Source organism: Luteolibacter flavescens, assembly GCF_025950085.1.
GTDB classification, from domain to species: Bacteria; Verrucomicrobiota; Verrucomicrobiia; order Verrucomicrobiales; family Akkermansiaceae; genus Haloferula; species Haloferula flavescens.
In genome coordinates this window covers 44,015-61,955 of sequence record NZ_JAPDDS010000016.1, presented here as the reverse complement: position 1 = coordinate 61,955, position 17,941 = coordinate 44,015, and the positions used below count along the sequence as shown (strand labels likewise).

Annotated in this window: 8 protein-coding genes; all 8 read right to left on the bottom strand. The window is 65.2% G+C overall.

Annotated features, from left to right (window positions below):
- Window positions 1–8: 8 nt before the first annotated feature.
- The 8 genes from OKA04_RS21335 to OKA04_RS21300 are packed head-to-tail and all read right to left on the bottom strand — an operon-like array spanning window position 9 to window position 17,932.
- Window positions 9–11,165, bottom strand: a complete 11,157-nt coding sequence (locus OKA04_RS21335; protein WP_264503248.1) for a filamentous hemagglutinin family protein — start codon at window positions 11,163–11,165, stop codon at window positions 9–11.
- Between the two features lie 45 nt (window positions 11,166–11,210).
- Complete coding sequence (locus OKA04_RS21330) at window positions 11,211–12,089, bottom strand: peptidylprolyl isomerase (protein WP_264503247.1); 879 nt, start codon at window positions 12,087–12,089, stop codon at window positions 11,211–11,213.
- An 18-nt stretch (window positions 12,090–12,107) separates the two neighbouring features.
- Window positions 12,108–12,743, bottom strand: coding sequence for a hypothetical protein (locus OKA04_RS21325; RefSeq protein ID WP_264503246.1), 636 nt, complete (start codon window positions 12,741–12,743; stop codon window positions 12,108–12,110).
- A 2-nt stretch (window positions 12,744–12,745) separates the two neighbouring features.
- Window positions 12,746–14,566, bottom strand: a complete 1,821-nt coding sequence (locus tag OKA04_RS21320; RefSeq protein WP_264503245.1) for a putative porin — start codon at window positions 14,564–14,566, stop codon at window positions 12,746–12,748.
- Between the two features lie 32 nt (window positions 14,567–14,598).
- Window positions 14,599–15,288, bottom strand: coding sequence for a hypothetical protein (locus OKA04_RS21315; protein ID WP_264503244.1), 690 nt, complete (start codon window positions 15,286–15,288; stop codon window positions 14,599–14,601).
- Window positions 15,285–15,695, bottom strand: coding sequence for an ExbD/TolR family protein (locus OKA04_RS21310; protein ID WP_264503243.1), 411 nt, complete (start codon window positions 15,693–15,695; stop codon window positions 15,285–15,287). Before OKA04_RS21310 ends, OKA04_RS21315 begins: the two co-directional genes overlap by 4 nt.
- 7 nt (window positions 15,696–15,702) lie before the next feature.
- Complete coding sequence (locus tag OKA04_RS21305) at window positions 15,703–16,101, bottom strand: ExbD/TolR family protein (protein WP_264503242.1); 399 nt, start codon at window positions 16,099–16,101, stop codon at window positions 15,703–15,705.
- A gap of 4 nt (window positions 16,102–16,105) precedes the next feature.
- Window positions 16,106–17,932, bottom strand: coding sequence for a DUF2341 domain-containing protein (locus OKA04_RS21300; protein WP_264503241.1), 1,827 nt, complete (start codon window positions 17,930–17,932; stop codon window positions 16,106–16,108).
- Window positions 17,933–17,941: the final 9 nt, after the last annotated feature.

Genomic DNA, 17,941 nt, shown 5'->3' with positions numbered 1-17,941 from the left:
GCTTTCATTCACTGCGAATCTTCCTCTCCGTCCTCTTCCTCCTCGTCGTCGTCATCGGAATAGCCGAGCACCTCGACGGTCACAACCGTCTCGATCTCTTCCACCACGGGCTCGTTCTCGGGAGTCGGCGCGGTTTGCTGCGGAGCCGTCGCGGTTTCCCCGGCAGCGGCCACGGCAGTGGAGGCATTGGTCACGGTGGAGACGCTCGGCGCGGACGGGGCAGCCGGTGTTCCGGCGCTGGAGCCGCCGACGGCGATGTTGCCGGCATTGAGCACCTGGTTCGCCGCGATGTTGAGATTGCCCGAGACCCGGATGCCCGCGTCGCCCGCATCGACGGTTCCTTCCGGAGCGATGAGATCCACGTCGCCAAGCGGCACGCCCGCCACCGTGGCGAGGGCACCGATGCCACCGCCGGTCGCGAGGCCCGCAAGGTCCGTCTGCACGGCGGCGCTCTGGGGATCGATGAGCACGCGGGTCGGCGGCGCTGACGTCACCGTCTTCGAGGATGAGCCCGCGGCGATATCGCCCTTTGTGGACCAGATCACCTGATTGCCACCCCGCAGCGTGAAGATGCGGCCGATGCCGATGTTCACGTCGTTGTTCGCGTAGGTGAAGATGTCCCCGCCGCTCTCCGTGATGATGCCCGGAGGCGACTGCGGATTTCCGATCGCGGTATTCGCCAGCGTGAGGCCACCGCCGGGCGTGATGAGATTGATCGCGCCGCCACGGGTCGTGCGAATGCTGCGTCCACGCGTGAGGATGTCTCCCGGTGCCCGGTTCTCACCGATCAGCACCTTGATGGCCGCGAGCGCGGTGTCATAGTTGCCATCCTCCGCATAGTTGCGGCCCGCATCGCGGAGGATGAGGTAGAAGACACCGAGCGCGAGACGCGCCTGATTCTCCGCGTCGAGCGATGCGAAATTCACCCCCGGAGCCAGCTCCTTGAGGTAGGCCGCACCCTCGGCGGTATCGACGTATTGCGCGATGAAGGCCGCGAAATCGAGCGAACTGTCCACCAGCGACGTAGCGTCACTGACACCCGCGCCGACGATCAGGCCTGCCCCCGTCGCGGACAGCGCGGGATTGCGCGCATTCCCGATGCTGGTGATGCCCGCCGCGGTTCCGTCGGCGAGCTCCGCACCGGTTCCCAGGTCGAGCGTGCGGCCTGCGAGCACCTGCAGCGTCCCCGGTCCGGAGATCTGGATGTCGCCAGCATTCGCGGAGCTGTCGTTGTTCACCACGTTGCCCGCGGCATTGGCTAGGAGCCTCAGCAGTGAATTCGCATTCGACGGAATGATGTCGCGGCCCGCGGCCACCACGCTCGTGTCGGACGCGCGGACATTTTGCAGATAGAGCGACACGTCCACGATGTCTCGCGCCGCATAGACCAGCGTTTCCTTCGGAGAGAAAAGCGTGAGACCGGAGATATCTCCGGAGCCCGCATACAGGCGCACCGGCTCTTCGTCGTCCCGATGCAGCAGCCCCGCATCGTGGAGCGCCTGCTTTACCTGCAGGATGGCCTGCGAACCCTGCGTCGCACCGGTCTCGCGGAAGAGCTTGTTCACGAAGTCGAGGAAGCCGCTGCGGGTCGAGCGGGCCAGCGATTGGTCGAAGCCGACGAGCGCGGTGTAGCCATACGGCGACGTGATCCCCGGGATCGCATCGGGATCGGCATCCGAGACATTGATGCGCGAGCTGCCCCACGAGGTGCTGGTGCCATTGAAGGTCACGCGACCATTGCGCTGGAGGCCATTGATCGCGCCCCCGGCGAGCAACTCGAGATTGCCCGTGGCGGACGGGAAAAGCGTCACATTCCCCGCGAGATTGATGTCGCTGCTGAAGGACGTCACATCAAGCGTCGGCGGCAACAGCGATACGAGCGTGCTGAAAGGCGCCGCGGAAGTCTCCGCGATGCGCAGCCACGGCTGGTAGTACGATGCGGAGGCCGGCGTGGTGCGGAGGACCTGCTGCCGGTCGATCCACGCGTAGAGGATATTCGTCGAGCTGCCCGCCCCGGAGACCGGCAGCGTGGTGCCATTCCGCAAGGTGACGGAGCCACCGACCGAGGAAACGCTGACGCTGCTCTCCGGCGAGTAGGTGCTGAAGTAGGACTTCAGCCAATACGTGTTGTTCACTCCCGGAGGCAGCAGGAAGGGGTTCGCGACGGGGCCGAGCAGCAGGTCGCCGAGCGCGGTGACCTCGAAGCCGCCCTTGCCGAGGAAGAGCGTCGTCGGCAGCCACGTGTGCGGGTCAAAGGTATTCGCCGCGCCGCTGAGCTGCGGGATGGACGGAGAGCGCGTGGCATTCGTGACGATGCTGCCTCCGGCATCGAGGGTGCCCCGACCACGCTCGACGTAGTAAACGCCGGCATCGATGTTGTTCCCGGCTCGCACGATCAGGTCACCGCCGCCGAGCTCGACAAGATTCGCCGCATTCGGCGTTCCCTTCGGCATGCGGGCATTCGTCGGGATGACGGCATCCACGTTGTTCACGTTGTGACCGGCGACGAGGCTCACGTCGCCGCCACCGAGGGCACCGACGCCTTGGAAGAAATTGCTGAAGTCCACCCACCACGTGGTCGAGGCGGTATCGCCGAAGCGCGACGTGCCGAATTGCCCCGTGACAGGATCGACGTAGCCACGGCGGTAGAGCCAGTTGTTTGGAAGCTGGCGCTGCGAGTCCGCGATCGGCACGTTCTGGTTCGTCCGCGAGATGTGCTCGATGTCCAGCCCCGCGAAGATCGAGACATCGCCGCCCGCCATCGTGTACTGCGCCGGATAGGACGGGCTCTGCTGGATCGCGCCGAGCGTGATATTCCCGCCCGTCTGGTCGAGGATGGGCAGGTCGAAGGTGCCGCCCATCGTAGGGTCCGCGACCACCGTTCCCGCGGTGTAGATCGTCGCGAAGTGATTCTGCAACTGCACGCTGCGGCCCGCGCGGATGTCGATGTCGCCAGTGCCGGTGCGGATCACCTGGAAGCGGTTCCCCACGGCGAGCGCGGTCGTCGCGTTGTTGCCCGGGTTGTTGGTGGAGCCGTTGCTGTTGGAGAAGTTGTTCGTGTTGTTCTTGCCCAGCAGCAGCGAACCGGTGCCCGCAGCGAGGGCATCCAGCGCGAGGGTCCGTCCATGGTCGGCGGCACCGAGGTCCGCACCGGAAACGAAGCGATACGAGTAGCTGCGGGTATTCACCGGCAGCGTGGCATTGTCCGGTAGCAGCAGTGAATTGTAGGCGCTGGAGACAAAGCCGTCGCTGATCGCATTGAAGAGCGTGATGTTTCCAGCAGCCCGCAGGGTCAGCACGCCTGCCGCGCCCTTCGCGCCGAAGCGGTAGTTCGCGAGGTTCCAGTCCGAGGTGTTCGTGGAGGTGCTGGTGCCAAGCGTGAGATTGCCCGTGCGGTGCACGATCTCCGCTCCGGGCGCGAGCACGAGAACTGAGGCGAGGCCCGCGTTGTTCGCCAGCAGTCGATTGGAGATCGAGATGTAGGCGGCGCTGGCCGTGCCTGCGGCACCGAGGAAGCTCTCCCCGTCAGCCTTGATCTCGTTCTGGACCGCGGTGGTGATTGTCCCGTTGGTACTAGTGAGATCGTAGATCTTGTAGCCCTCGACGAGGATCGAGGAGGCACCGGTCACGGTGGAGTCCAGCGAGGTCACCGCCATATCGCCCGCGATCTGTGGCGCGCGGAGGTGGAGCTTGCCCGTGAACTTCCCTTGCGCGGCGCTGCCCGCGTTGTTCGCAGCCACGGAGAGGTCGATCGAGGAGCCGCTGCGCAAGGTGAGCGCGCCCGGTCCCGCCGCGCCATCGCGCGAGGATCCGGCTTCCAGCGTGATCGCGCCGCCCTTGCCCGCATTGCTGAAATCATCGCCGGAGGCATCGAGACGCGATCCCGCCGCAAGGACTAGATCCCCATTGGCCGCGAGACGGATACTGCCACCCGTCGCACCCGAGACATCGACAGTGCCCGTGACGGTGATGCCGCCACGATCCGCGGAGAGCACGAAGTCCCGCGCCACCGAGAGCCCATCGAGCGTGACGTCGCCACTGCGGACACGGAAATCCTGCGAACCCGTGAAGGATGCATTTCTCAAACTGGCGGCGAGGCCCGACAAGGAAGGCAGCACCGAGGTATCGAGCGAGAAGCTGCCATCCATCCCTCCACTGCCACCGCTGCCAAGCAGGGTGCCCGCGAGCGTGAAGTTCCCGTTCGGATTCGAAATTGCCAGCGTGCCCGCATTCCCGCCGCCGGCGTGAGCGGAGAGATCCAGCGTGGCTGCCGATGCCACGGTCACATTGCCCGCGTAAGCGGTCAGGCGGATATTCCCGGCTGACGAGTAGCGCACGGCATCGCCGAAGACCTTGCGACCACCGGAAACATCGAGCCTGCCGGTCACGGCGAGATCGCCGGTCGTCGCACGCAGCGAGAGATTGCCACTCTCTAACAGCACCTCGCTCCCTGCCGCGATGGATGAACCCGTGAGCGTGAGCGTGGACCCCGCGCCGCCCGCGAGCAATCCGCCTGCAGGATTGCTGCCGGTGGTGGACACGAGTGCCAGATTTCCGCCCGCGGTGATGGTGCGCACGGCACCCGCGGCACCGGTCAGGCGCGGCGTATCGAGCGTGAGCCCGGCCTGTGCGCTGAGCCCGCCGGTGCCTTCGCCGAGAATGCCGCGCGTCGCGGTGAGGCGGACATTGGAGTAATGGTTCAGCGCGACTTGGTTGCTGCCGAGGCGGATCGTCGCGGCGGAGATCTCCAGCGAGCCCGATGCCGTGCCTGGCGTTCCTGCGGTGGCGGCGTTCGGATTGTGCAGCAGCACGTCATTCGCGACGATGCGGGCAGTGCCCGCCCCTTGGCCGACACCCCGGATCTCCGAAGCGCCGAGCGTGAGACTCTTCAATGCTGGCGAGCCGAACTGACCCGCACCGTGCAGGTCGATGGACGAATAGCTGACCAGGCCCAGCGATGCAGCCGTGCCAAAGGTGGCGAGGAAATCATTGTCCAGCACCAGGCTGCCACCGGCTGGGACAGCAAGCGAAGGATCGAGCATCACGCTGATACGGCCCGCGCCAAAGGTATAGCTCTCCGCGGAAAGCGAAGCGGTCCCGTCCAGCGAAAGGCCAGCAGTTGAGTCAAGGATGATCCCACCACCCGTGATGCCCGCACCGGCACCGATGGAGAGCAGCGGCGTGGCGGAGGAAGTGGTACCACTGCGAAGTACGGTGGCCGTAGGATTTCCCGAGACGCGGACCAGCGCGCCATCTCCGGTGATCCGCAGCGTATCCGCGCCGGACGTGCGGTCGCCGGTCGAGACCAGCTTCGCGCCTGCGGCGAGGACGAGCTGGTTCTTCGCCGCGAGGATCAGGTCCTCCGCACCCAGCGGAGCGCCCGCATTGTCCACCGTGATCTTCCCGCTGGAGACCGTGACGGTGGAGGTGCCATCGGCATTGCGGCTGCGCGTGCCGCCGATGAGCAGGCTTTCCGCGCCGAAGGCATTCAGCGCGGCAGAGTCCAAGGTGATGACACCGGGCCCGCCGCTGGTCGTCCCATTCGAGATGAAGGTATCGAGCTGCGTGCTGATGTCGATGGATGCCCCGCGTCCGCCGCTGATCGATTGAGAGGCGACCGCACCGGCGAGGTCCATCGACTGCGTGGCCTGGAAGCGCAGGTATCCGGAATCCGTTGGCAAGACCGGCGCCGGGGCATTCAGCGTCGCCGCGCTTTGCTTGAGGAAGGTATTCGCTAGGAAATCGAAATACTGCGCGCGTTGGCGGACCACTTTTGACGAGGCGACTTCGAAGCGCGTCGTGATCGCAGGCATAGCGCGCTCGTCATTGAGCGAGTTGTAGCGATAGCCGTTCACGATGCTCGCACCGCCGGGCACCTCCAGCGTGCCGTAGCCACCGGCATCGCTGGCGCTGACGAGCACGGCATCCGGCAGCAGCGCATAGCGGGCGGGCAGGAGCGTGTACCACCCTGCCGCGAGCGTCTTGCTGCCCTGCAGGTAGACGCGATCACCCACCGCGAGCGTGGAATTCGTGTAACCCGATGCACCGCCGATGAGATTCGTGGTCGCGGCGGAGTCGTTGTAGGCGGCATACGGCGCGTAGTCCGCCCCGTAGGACGGGATGATCGCAAAGCTCCCCGTGTTCGCGAGGATGTCCACCGGCCCGCCGAGGCCGGACACCCAGCGATCCGCGTAGAGATCCCCTCCCCCGCGCAGGTCGATGGACGAGCCCGCCTCCTGGGTGATGTTCCCGCCGGAAAGCGTGATCGACTTCTCCGGCAGGCCACCCGCCGTGATGTCCACACCGCGGGGATCGATCCACACCGTGCCGTCCGGGCTGTAGCCATAGGGCAGCACGAGGCCCTTGCCAGTGACCGGATCGACGCTGGAGACCGACGTGATGCTGCCGGACTCCAGCGTGAGATCCGACGTAACCGGGAACGGCCTCGCGGTGCCGGTGAACCAATCGCGCGGCGCAGTCCCGGAGCCATCCCATCCGAGCGTGATGGTGCCAAAGGGAGCCCTGAGCACGCCGCCCTGATGAATCGTGGAGGCATAGATGCCCAGCTTCCCGCCCGCCGAGTATGGCAGGCTGCGCGAACCCGAGGATGTGATGGTGATCGAGCCCTTCTGCGCGCCCGAGACATTCTGGTAATCGTAGGCGATGAGATTGAACTCGCTCGCCGTGGTCGGATAGATCTGGCCCGCACGGATCGAGAGATCCCCCGCCATCACGAAGGTGCCATTGCCCCGCACGTCGCCGCCTTCCGCCACCAGATTCGCACGACCGGTGCCCTGGAGGCTCAGGCTGCCCACGTCGATGTGGCGGGCCTCGATGTCCAGCGTGCCGCTGCCGTAAGTCGCCGGGATGATGAAGGGCGAGCCATTGACGATGATCGGGCTGACTTCTTCCGTCGGCAATTGCGGCGGGCGGAATGGCATGCCGATGGAGACAGCACCCGCCCTCACGGTAAGGGCGGAGTCATTGAAGAGAATCCCCTGGTTGCCGAGGCTGACCTGACCGCGGGCATCGATGGTCACCGCGCCGCTCGTCCTGACCACGCCGCCGAGCGCGAGCGAATCGAAGCCGCCGCTCTGGAACGAATCCACCGCGAAGAATCCATGACCGGAGCCGAGAGTGCCGGTGATGGTTTGGCCGATTGAATTGTTAGAAAGCGAGCTTCCGATGACCGGCCCCGACTGGGTGATGGTCAGCGTGACATCCGCCGGGGAAGGCACGTCCGCACTGGTGTAAAAGCGCCCCGACGAAATGGACAGCGATCCACCGGAAGCCGATGCCCCACCGGCATTGCCCCGCAGGGTGGCATCGGAGAAGAGAAATTGGCCGCCAGTCAGCGTGATCGAGCCGGCATTGCTATCCACCTGCACCGGCACGGTCTGGCGAATCCGCGGGCGATTCGTCAGGCCGGTCGTCGGGACCGGATTAGACGGGGTCGTGGTGTACGCGGGGTCCACGTCGAGGACGCCGCTGGTGCCCGAGACATCGAGCACCGCACCCGCGCTTGCAACGAGATTCCCGGAGACGCTGATGCTTCCTCCGCCCAGCACGCTGCCGATGCGACGACCGTAGGCATCCGGCCTCAGCACCACGGTGCCCGCGGTGGAGAGGACGCTGTGCGAACCGAGGAAGGTGGTGGCGACGGCTTGGTTCGGATCGCCGAAGACATTGCCGGAGTTAGAACTTCCCGAGACGCGGATCGATCCTGCGGGCGCGAGGATGGACCCGAGCACCGTGGCCGTGCTGCCGCGCACCTCGACCGCGGCACCCGGGTCGGTGCGGATCACCGAGCCTTCGCCGATGACGACATCGCCACGATGAAGCAGGAAGCCTGTGGCCGCATCCCGCACGCCGTCCGAGGTGAAGCTCAGGCTCACCGCCTGGCGCTCGGAGACCTCGGGATCGCGGCCATGCACGTCCGCATACTCGCCGAGGCGCAATCCACCACCGGACGAATTTGCCACCGCCGCGAGGCGCTTCGCGACCGGGGTGAGCAGCGTGTTTTCCGCTACCTTCACCGCCGTGAGACCGGGACCGCCGAGCCCCTGGATATTGAACTTCGTGAAGCCGCCCTCGCTGAAGAATGACGGATCGAGATGATATACGCCCGCAGGCGCGGTAGCACCGCCCACCTGGATGGCACCGGCTTGCAGGGTGAGCGTGCCACCCTTCCCGCCTGAGATCCCGCGCAGGGCACCACCGAGGTGAAGGGTGCCGCCGAGATTTGAGCTCACGCCGGGGTCCTTGCCGGTGAGGATGGAAATCGAGCCGGCATTGCCGTAGCGGCCTCTGCCATCCGAATTCATCGCGTAGCCGCCGGACACATCCACGAGGCTGCCGCTGCCGAGATCCGCCGAGTAGGCCTCGATGCGGATGCTGCCTCCGTCGGCGATCGCAGGCGTCGCATAGGAGGAAGCGAAGCGGTCGTCCGTGACGAGCCCCGCCGTGCTCAGCGTGGCACCCTCGGCCAGCGTGAAGATCCCTCGGCCCGGCCTGATCGGCGGGGCCACCGGTGGATTCTGCGACAGGCCAACGGCGACATCGTAGGGCGAGGCATTCAGCGCGGTGAAGAACAGCGATCCTCCCGCGGCGGTGACGTTGCCGAGGATGTCGATGTTCGATGCTGTTAGAGAAATCGAGCCACCCGGCGATGCCGTCAGGTGCTGGCCCTCGGCCACGGTGATGGTGCCGTTCTCATTCGTGACCGCGAGATGGCCGAAGCCGCTCGACGTCAGCAGACCGGGAGAGAGGAAGACCTCGTTCTTCCGCGCGTCGGGCAGCGCCACCGCGTTGCCATTCGCATCCAGCGCGAAGTCCGGCACGTCATCCTGCTCCACGCCTTCCTTGAAGACGATGTCGAGCCCGTCCGGGTAAGTGACGAAGTAATTCGGCGCGAGATTTTCCCGGCCGCGGAAATGCAGCGCGAGGGTGGCGGCCTTTGGCAAGGCGCTCGATCCGGGCTGGTTGCGGATCTGGTTTTCACCCGCGACGGTGTTTCCGCGCAGCGAGCCATCCAGCACGATGGCCGGGGCCGTGATCGTGACGGAGCCCGCATTCGCACCCTGCGTGTAGCCTTCCTGATAGCGCGTGCCTGCCGGGGCGAGGGCACGGCTAAACTTCTCCACCACTCCCCACTTCGAGTGCGCGACCGATGAATTCCCGGTGTAGATCCCGGAGTAAACCTGATCCGGCGTCGCCTGGGAAATATCGACGATCTGGCCATTGCTGACCACTCGCGTCGTCGCAACGGTGCCGCCCTTGAAATTCGTCCAGCCGCCGGACACATCGATGACCGAGCCGTCGCGCACCACCGCCGCATCGCCCGCGGAAATCGTGAGCGTGCCGCCTGCCGTCGTGAGCTGCGCGACGTCCCGCTGCACGAGACCGAGGTAGCCGATAAGGTCCGCCAGCGGCGTGCCCACCCACTGCCGGCCATCATAGGTGCCGGTCTTCCCGAGATCGACGACGATAGTCTCCCCGCGAAGCTCGCCCTCGCGCTGGACCGGTGCCACCGATAGCTCCGAGCCTCGCAACTCGAGCTCGATGATATTCTGGAGCACCGAGGCGAGGGCATCGGTCGTGCCCGCCAGATTGATCACCGAGCCATGGTCGAGGAAGACCTGGCCGCCGGTGGAGACGAAATTCGAAGTCGGCAGCGTGGTGGAATTGAGGAATGCCCACGTGCCCGCCTGGATCGAGGCCTTCGCATTCGGCGCGAGCAGGATGGAGCCCTGCGCGTGGTGGATGTTCTTCCCCTGGAGATTGATCTGCGAGCGCAGCGCAAGCTCCGTGCCGATGGAGGTGGCGGTGCTCGTCAGCTCCGGGAGGATGCGGATCACGCTATTCTCACCGAGCGTGATGTTCCCGGTCGATCGCCATGCGAAGGCGCTGCCGGTATTCGGATTCGACGCGACGAAGCCGGGATTACTAACGGCATCGTAGTTCGCCAGCAGGTCCACGCGTCCGTTCAGCGAGACCGAGGTGGTGCTGTCGATCGCGCCATTCTGCGCGATGGTTTTCCCCGTGAGCAAGGTGCTGCCACGCGCGATCTCGATCAGGCCATTGTTCGTGACCGTGCCAGCATACGGCGAAAGCGCGGACGCAGGATCCACAACCGCGCCCACGAAGACATCGAGTCCGCGCAGCGAAGGGTCCGCCGTATTGTGAGCCACCACGCCGACCTGCAATCCCGCGGCAAGGATGACCTGCCCGGAAGGAGACGAGAGCGTGCCATCGTTCGTCACGTTCGCCCCCGCGAGGAAGATGCGGCCACCATTCCCATCCGCGGAGACGGATGTCTTAATCTGCGCTCCGGCCTGGACCGTGACGTCGCCGATGTCGCCCTGGCCGAGACCATTGAAGAGGAATGCCTGGGTCGGATTGTTGAGCAGGCCGTTCGCGACAAGCTCGTCATTGATCGGCAGCGCGGACACGGTCAGCGCCCCGGTATTCACCTGGCTCGAGCCACCGAAGATCACGCCGTTGCGGTTGATCACATAGACCTGTCCCTGCGCCTTGATGGTGCCGAGGATCTGCGTGGGATTGCCGAGGGGATCGTTGACCTTGTTGAAGGCGATCCATTGGTTCGCTCCCGATCCAGCCGCGGATTGGTCAAAGGTGAGCGTGGTGTCCTTGCCGACGTTGAAGGTCTCCCAATTCAGCAGCGCCTGCTGCGCGGTCTGCTTGATGGTCACCTTCGTCCCACTGCTGTCGGTGGTCTGGGTTGGCAGCTCTGCACCCTGCCACCACGAGGCATCGGTGGCGACATTGCCATGCACCTGGAGGCCGCCTTGGCCGAGGCCGTTTGGCACATTGGGCAGCGGCGCTCCGGTTCCCGGGTGGTTGCCGAGGTTGTTCGGCCCGTTCACCGCGTTGTTGCGGGCGGCGAGCTGCATCGCGCGAACCGCGGCGATCGCCTGGGTCGTCCGCGCCAGCGAATCCTGCGCATTCGTCCGCGCCTGATTCGTCACCGAGGGAGTGGTGCCGCCGGATGGGGTCGCGCTCGCCGCCGGTGGTGCCGCACCGCCGCTGCCTCCACCACCACGCAGGATGTCCGCATTCGCCTGCATCATGAGCACGGACATGCCCCACGTCATGTGGAGCGCCGTGGTCAGGAGCGAGTGTCGCATGGTGGCTTCGATGTTCATGGCGCTTGGTTCTTCGTGGCGGTGCCGGCGTGCGGTCCTGCCGGTTTACTTTTCTAACAATTTCCCGAGTTCGATCTCGTTGATCGCGAGCGGATGATCCTTCAGCAGCTTGGCGAGGTATTCTTGGCGATTCAGGCGTGCGCGCTCGGCGCGGAGCTGGACGGCCAGTTGGTCACGCACCTGATCGAGCGCCGCGGTGTGGGCTTCCTTCGAATCCAGCATCTTCAGGATATGCCAGCCATCGTCCAGCTTCACCGGCTCGGACACCGTGCCGGTGGCGAGCTTCGGGAGCTTCTCGCGGATCTCCGGCTGCACCTGTGCCTCGGAGATCCAGCCAATCTCCCCGCCCTTCGCCTTGCTCGCGGCCTCGTCGCTTTCGGCGGCGGCGATGGCTGCGAAGTCGGCATTCTTCTCCTTCAGCTTCTTGCCCACCGCATCCAGCTTCGCCTTCGCCTTGTCGGTCGCGGCCTTGTCCGCGTCCTTCGGCAGCGCGACGAAAACCTGCGCGAGCCTGTAGGTCTTCGGCACCTGCAGCGATGGCTTCGCCGCCTCGTAGGCTGCCAGCAAATCGCTCTCCGACGGGAAGTCCGCGGGCACCTTTGCCGCATTCTCCAGGAAGCTCTCGGTCAAGGCGGACTCGCGCGCACGCACGAGCTTCGCCACCACCTCCGGCTGCTGATCCCACTTCTGCGCGAGCGCTTCCTTCAGCACCAGGCGCTGGATGAGCAGGGCGCGCACATACTGGCTGAGCGCCGCCGGATCCTTTGCCAAGGCGGCGTCCTGCCCGGCTTCGAGGCCCGCGATGGCTTCGCGGATCTCGTCGGTCTTGAGTTCAAGTTCGCCGATCTTGCCAAGCGTGGCCGTGTCAGCGTGGAGGGCCGCAGTGGTGGTGGCGGCGATGAGTGTGAGCAATCGGAGTTTCATGGTGTTCTCGTGGTCGAGTTACGGTTTCTTGGGAGCGGCGAGGCGTTGGTCGATGATCCGGTCCTTGTAGCCTTGGACGTGGTTCTCGATCTCGACGCGGGCGTTGCCGATGAAGGGTTCCTTCGCGGCGAGGGACTTCCCGAGCGCGTAGTTCTGGTAGCGGTCGAGGATCTCGTTCGAGACATTGAAGAGCGCGATGTTCTTCCGCTCGCGGTCAGCCACGGTGTGCTTCAAGGACACCACCTCGCCCGCAAGCTTCTCGCGCTCTCCCTCGTTCTTCTTCGCGGAAGAAACCGCCGTCTGGTAGGCGGCCTTCCACTTGTCGAGCGCCACGATGAAGTCGGCGAGGCGCTTCTCGCGCTCCGCCAGGCGGTTGCTGAGCGTGGCGATGCTTTTCTCGGAGTCGGCCTTGTCGTCGTTCGCCTGCTTGGCCAGCGCGGCGTTGCGCTTCTCCAGATCGGCGACCTTCGCCTCAAGCGACTTCGCCCTTTGCTCGGCGGCGATGAATGCCGCCTGCGCAGTCGCGGTCTCACCCTGTGCCGTGCGGAGCTGGAGCGTCGTGTTCTTCAACGCCTCGCGCAGCCGTGCGCTCTCGTCTTCCTGCGCGATCCCGGCGAGGGGCAAGAGCAGGGCTGTTAGAAGGAGGGCTTTCATGATCAGAACTTGGCGTTGATGTCGAATTGCAGGGTGTCCGTGCTAAGCGGCGGACCGGAGACCTCGTCGGAGCTCATCCACTTGAGGCCGAGGCGCACGTTCGGGGAAACCGCGACCGCACCGCCGAGGGTGAAGCCGTGCACGTTCGTCCCGCCCCCGCCGAAGTCGGAATCCGTGAAGCCGTCCACGACCGCATCCGACTCCACATAGCGATAGCCGAGTCCCGCGACCCAATCGCCCCTCTTGTCCATCGCCGTCTTGCCGAACTGGAACATCATGTTCCAAGCCGTGTCGCCGCCGTCGAAGGTGCCGGTGCCCGCACCGATGCGGTTGTTCACGGCGATCGCCCCGATGTCGTTCGCATCGAAGGCGAGGTTCTTCAGGAATTCACCTGTCAGCGCGAACTTCACCGGATCATACGCCGAATACTCCAGCTTGCCGGTGAGCGCGAGCACTTGGAATGACGAGGCGAGACCGTAGTATTGCCACTGGTTCGTGGTGCCGAAGCCATTGGCCGCCGTCGGGATGATGTTCCGCAGCGCCATGTAGGTATTGCCGCGCTGGGCGAAGGACGGACGGGTCGCATCGGTATTCCCCGCGTCATTCGGCCCCAGTGGGACATACGGAGTGGAGAGTTCGCCCTCAATGTTCGAGAACTCATACCACGCCACGCCGAACTTCGCCTTGAGGTCCTCGTTGATCGTCCAGTCGATGCCCGCCTGCGCACCGTAGAGCCACTTGTCCTGGCTTTCGAATTTCGATGGCTGGTTCGACGCGAAGTTCAGGTCCGTATTATAAACCGGGAACAGGCCCGCCGCGCCGAAGGCGGTCACGCGGTCGTTCACGCTTGCACGTCCGCGCAACGCGAGACCGTCGAAGCCGATGTCGTCATCCCACATCACCTCGGTGCTGAAGAAGGGATTGTCGAAGCGACCGATGACCGCGGACAGCTCGTAGTCCTCGTTCTTCACCGCCTCGTAGGCGATGAAGGCGCGGTCGAGCCAGATCTGGTACTTCGAGAAATTCCCACCCGATCCGCCGAGCGACTGGTTTGGCGAGACCGGCGAATTGCTGTCGCCCGTGGCAACGCGGAGGCCACCGGTGAAGCCATCGCCGAGCAGTATGTCCGCACCGAGCCTCACGCGGAGACGGGCACGATCACGGTCCTGATCGACGTTGTATTGCGGCGAGAAAAGCGTGCCGGACGTATCGAAGGGAGCGCCGGTATTGATCGCGTTGAAATTCGGGAATGCACCCGTGTTGTCATTCCCATCGCCGAAGAAGATGCCCTCATAGCGGCCGCGGATATCGCCAAAGGGACGGATGCGCGAGGTCCACTCGGGAGCACTCGATTTGCCCCAGCCCTCCTCGCGGGCCTCGGCCATCAGCTCCTGCTTGATCTCGTCGCGGATGCCATTGCGGACCGTCTGCGGCACGTAGCTCACGCTCACCTCGCCCTCCTGGCGCGGCGGTGCCGGAGGAACTGCGGCGACGGCGGCAGCCTGCGCGGTCTTTGCCTCGGCCTCCGCCTGCTCGATGAGGGCAAGCCCTTCCTCCTGGGTGAGCACGCCCTTCTTGACCATGAGCACCACGAGATTCACCGCCATGTTTGGCGAAGGCGCGGGCAGTGCCTGCGGTGCTGGCTCGGGCGGAAGCTCGGGCGCCGCGATGTTCGTCTTGAAGACCTCGTCGTACTGCTCCTGCGTGGTCGGCGTCGTCACCGGCGGGAGATCCGGTGGTTCTTCGGCACGGGTGATCGCTGCTCCCGCGAGGGCTGCGGCGATCGTGGCCAGGATGGGGTGATGGGCGTGCTTGGTGGGCATGGCGGTTCTTGGGAAAGGAGAGGAAGGAGGAGTCATGCGCGCGGCTTCGCGCTCTTCGCGCGGGTCTTCACCACACCGGGCTTGCCGCTGGGCGGCGGCTGGGGAAGCAGCACGCCGGTGAAGTCATGGGAAAGGATGCGGTCGATCGCGGGATCGCCGGTGGAGGGCTCGGGAGTGATCGAGAGAACGCGACCCTCCGCACTCACGCGGACGTTCAGCGTCACGTCATACGTTGCCTTGCCGAGCACCGGGTGTCGCTTCAGCTCGGCCTGCAAGGTGGTGCTGACACCGCGGAGGAAAGCGGCGCGGGCACCGGAGGTTCCCGGGCCTCCCGGTCCGCTGCCACCGGGGCGGCCATCGCCGCGAGTGGACAGGCCGAAGCCATCAGCCCCGTTCCCGGTGATGCTGGTGCCCAGTCCTTCGTCCGGCGGCTCTTCCGGACCGGGGACTTCCGGCTCGGCTTCCTCGACCTGCTCCTCTTCGACAAGTTCCTCGGGATCTTCCGGCTCCGGTGCCTTCTCGGGCTCCGGGGTGGGAGGAGGAAGCAATGGCGGAGGTGGTGGAAGAGGAGTGATCGCCACGATCTCCACAGGCTTCGGCTTCTTCTTCGCCGTCTCCGAGCGATTGCACGAAGAAGCAGCCGCGAACAGGGCAACGACCACCGCGCCACCGATGATGCGATGGACCAGCCAGCCGAAGTTTTCGGAATGACGTGCGCTCATGATTTCGCAGGTTGGGTGGCGAGGCCGATCTTCGTGATCTTCAGCCGAGCCAGGACATCGAGTACATCCATGATGGCTTCGTATTGCGTGGCGCGATTCCCGCGGACCACGGCAGGCAGATCCGGAGTGGTGGCCTTCAAGGCACCAAGACGGCGCTCCAGTTCGCCGAGCGTGACCGGCTCGCGGTTCAGCTCGATCTGGCCATTGTCGCCGATGATGATGGCCTGGACCTTCGGCGCGTTCGGATTCGCCGCGGCGGAGCTCTTGCTCGCGCTCGGGAGCTGCACCTTCATCCCCTGCACCGCTGCCGTGGTCATGATGATGAAGATCAGCAGCAGCACGAGGTAGAGGTCCACCATCGGCGTGACATTGATGTCGTCGTAGTCTTTCCCGTCGTCGGCTTGCATGGTTGCTTCAGCGTGAGGTTTCGGCAGCCAGGCCGATGTCATCGATGCCCACGCGCCCGAGCACCTCGAGCACGTCCATGATTCCCTGGTACTGGCTCTTGCGGTCGCCGCGCACCACCACCGGCAGGTCCTTCGTCGTGGACTTCAGCGTGCCGAGCTTGCTCTCCAGTTCGGCGAGCGTCACGGGGATGGTATTGAGGGCGATCTTGCCCTCGTTGTTCACCGTGATGGCCTGCATCTTCCGCTGCGACAGGTCCACCGCCGCGGACGACTTCGGGAGCTGCACCTTCATTCCCTGCACGCCCGCCGTGGTCATGATGATGAAGATCAGCAGCAGTACCAGGTAGAGATCCACCATCGGCGTGACGTTGATGTCGTCGTAGGACTTGTCGTCGGCGGAGGCCATGGCGTCAGGCGACCTTGTCGTTGTTAGGCGCGTAGGGAGAAGACTCCCCGGCGGGCGGGTAGAACTCGGCCATCTTCGCGACGAACTCGTCGATGAAGACGTGCATGTCGCTCGTGGTCTCCTTGATACGGCTATTCAGGTAGCTGTAGATGAAGAGTGCCGGGATCGCGACGACCAGACCGGCGACAGTCGCCAGCAGCGCGGAGGCGATGCCTGGCGCGATCGAGTTCACGTCCACCTCACCGCTCTTCGAGATGATCGCAAAGGTGATCATCACGCCTACCACGGTGCCGAGCAGGCCGACATACGGGCCGCCGGCGATGCTGATGGTGAGGTAAACGAGGCCCTTCGTAAGACGATGTGTCTCGCGCACCAGGCCGCGGTCCAGCGCCGCGCGCACCGCCTGGATCGAGCGGCCGGAGAGACCCTTCGTGCGATCCTTGTCGCGATCAAGCCGGTGGCGGATCTCCTTCGAGCCGATGTGATAGATCTGATAGAGCGGCGACTGCCGGATCAGCCCGCGCGTGCGATCGTCCGCCGTCTGCTCCAGCGAGCTGATGCCCGCGGGGTCATTGTGATCGAGCGCCGTGAGGTCGGAAGAAAGCTCCTCCCACTGCTGGAGGAAGGCGCGCGTGCCTTTCTGGACCTTGTTGAGATAGGTGAATTTCTTGAACGCCACCGTCCACCCGATCACGATCATGACCACGCAGACACCGATGGCGATCCAGCCGTCGAACATCATGTTCTTCGCGATGTCTCCGAAGAGCATCACGTGCTCCAGCGCCTCGCTGTGACCGCCGCCACCTTCGCCGCCCTCCACTTCACCGAGCGAAACCGTGCGCTGTCCGGCATCCGTGCCTCCCTGGCTGATCGCGGTGAATTTCACCCAGTCCGCGGAGCGCGGGGCGCTGGAGATTTGCAGTTCATCGATCTCCCCGACGAAGCGCGAACCCGCCTCCGTGCCACCGATGGTCAGTGCACCATCCAGCACCGGCAAGGTCGCCGCAAGCTGGCTCACCGGCTCGCCATTCACGAAGAGCGAGACCTTCCCCGCCTCCGCCGTCGCCGCGAGGTGCGTCCAGCTCCCCGCCGTCACCGGCTGGCCGGGAGTGCTGCGCTCGCCGCCCGCGGCCACCACCGGCACGCCATTGTCCAGCACGATACGGAAGTCACCGCGGCGGAAAATCTCCGCGCCCGCTTGCAGCGCGGTCGGCTTCACCCAGGCCGACCATGTGAAGCCATTGCTGAAGTCGAGCGAAGGCGATGCGGCCACCGTCACCGGCTCCGCACCGAGCAGGCGGGCACCGCTGCCGATGATCGCGCCCTCCGATGACGTGAGTGGAATGCTGCCATCGTTTCCATTCGCCGTCGCATCCGCAGGAGCACCACCGCGATCCGCGAAGTGCCACACCAGCGCCGCGTCATGGACATCGCCCGGCTTCGCCACCGGCACTCCGGCGGGATTCGCAGATCCGTAGTAGAGATTCACCGTGGTGGCACCACCCGCCGCCAGCGATGGCACCTTCACCCAGATGAAGCCGCCATCCACGAGGCCATCGTACTTCTCGATCTCGTGCGGCAGCACCGTGCCATCGTCCGTGACGAAGCGCAGGTCGCTGCCATCGGGGGCGGCATTGGCAAATTGGAAATTCCCGTCGTGCAGGCGTACCAGCACCGCCGCATTTTCCACCGCGCCGGAGAGATTCGCGGCATCGGAGCCGGTGTTGATGTTGATCTTCTGGCGCTGGGTCCACTCCTTGTTCCACCAGCCTTCGGCGGCGTGGAGCGGGGCGAGAAGCGCGAGGGAGGCGATGACGTGACGTGCGATCATGGTCAGGAA

Bases quoted from the DNA above. Each gene is read 5' to 3' on its own strand.
- OKA04_RS21315 (WP_264503244.1), bottom strand. From the start codon at position 15,288: ATGAGCGCACGTCATTCCGAAAACTTCGGCTGGCTGGTCCATCGCATC.
- OKA04_RS21300 (WP_264503241.1), bottom strand. From the start codon at position 17,932: ATGATCGCACGTCACGTCATCGCCTCCCTCGCGCTTCTCGCCCCGCTC.
- OKA04_RS21335 (WP_264503248.1), bottom strand. From the start codon at position 11,165: ATGAACATCGAAGCCACCATGCGACACTCGCTCCTGACCACGGCGCTC.
- OKA04_RS21305 (WP_264503242.1), bottom strand. From the start codon at position 16,101: ATGGCCTCCGCCGACGACAAGTCCTACGACGACATCAACGTCACGCCG.
- OKA04_RS21330 (WP_264503247.1), bottom strand. From the start codon at position 12,089: ATGAAACTCCGATTGCTCACACTCATCGCCGCCACCACCACTGCGGCC.
- OKA04_RS21325 (WP_264503246.1), bottom strand. From the start codon at position 12,743: ATGAAAGCCCTCCTTCTAACAGCCCTGCTCTTGCCCCTCGCCGGGATC.
- OKA04_RS21310 (WP_264503243.1), bottom strand. From the start codon at position 15,695: ATGCAAGCCGACGACGGGAAAGACTACGACGACATCAATGTCACGCCG.
- OKA04_RS21320 (WP_264503245.1), bottom strand. From the start codon at position 14,566: ATGCCCACCAAGCACGCCCATCACCCCATCCTGGCCACGATCGCCGCA.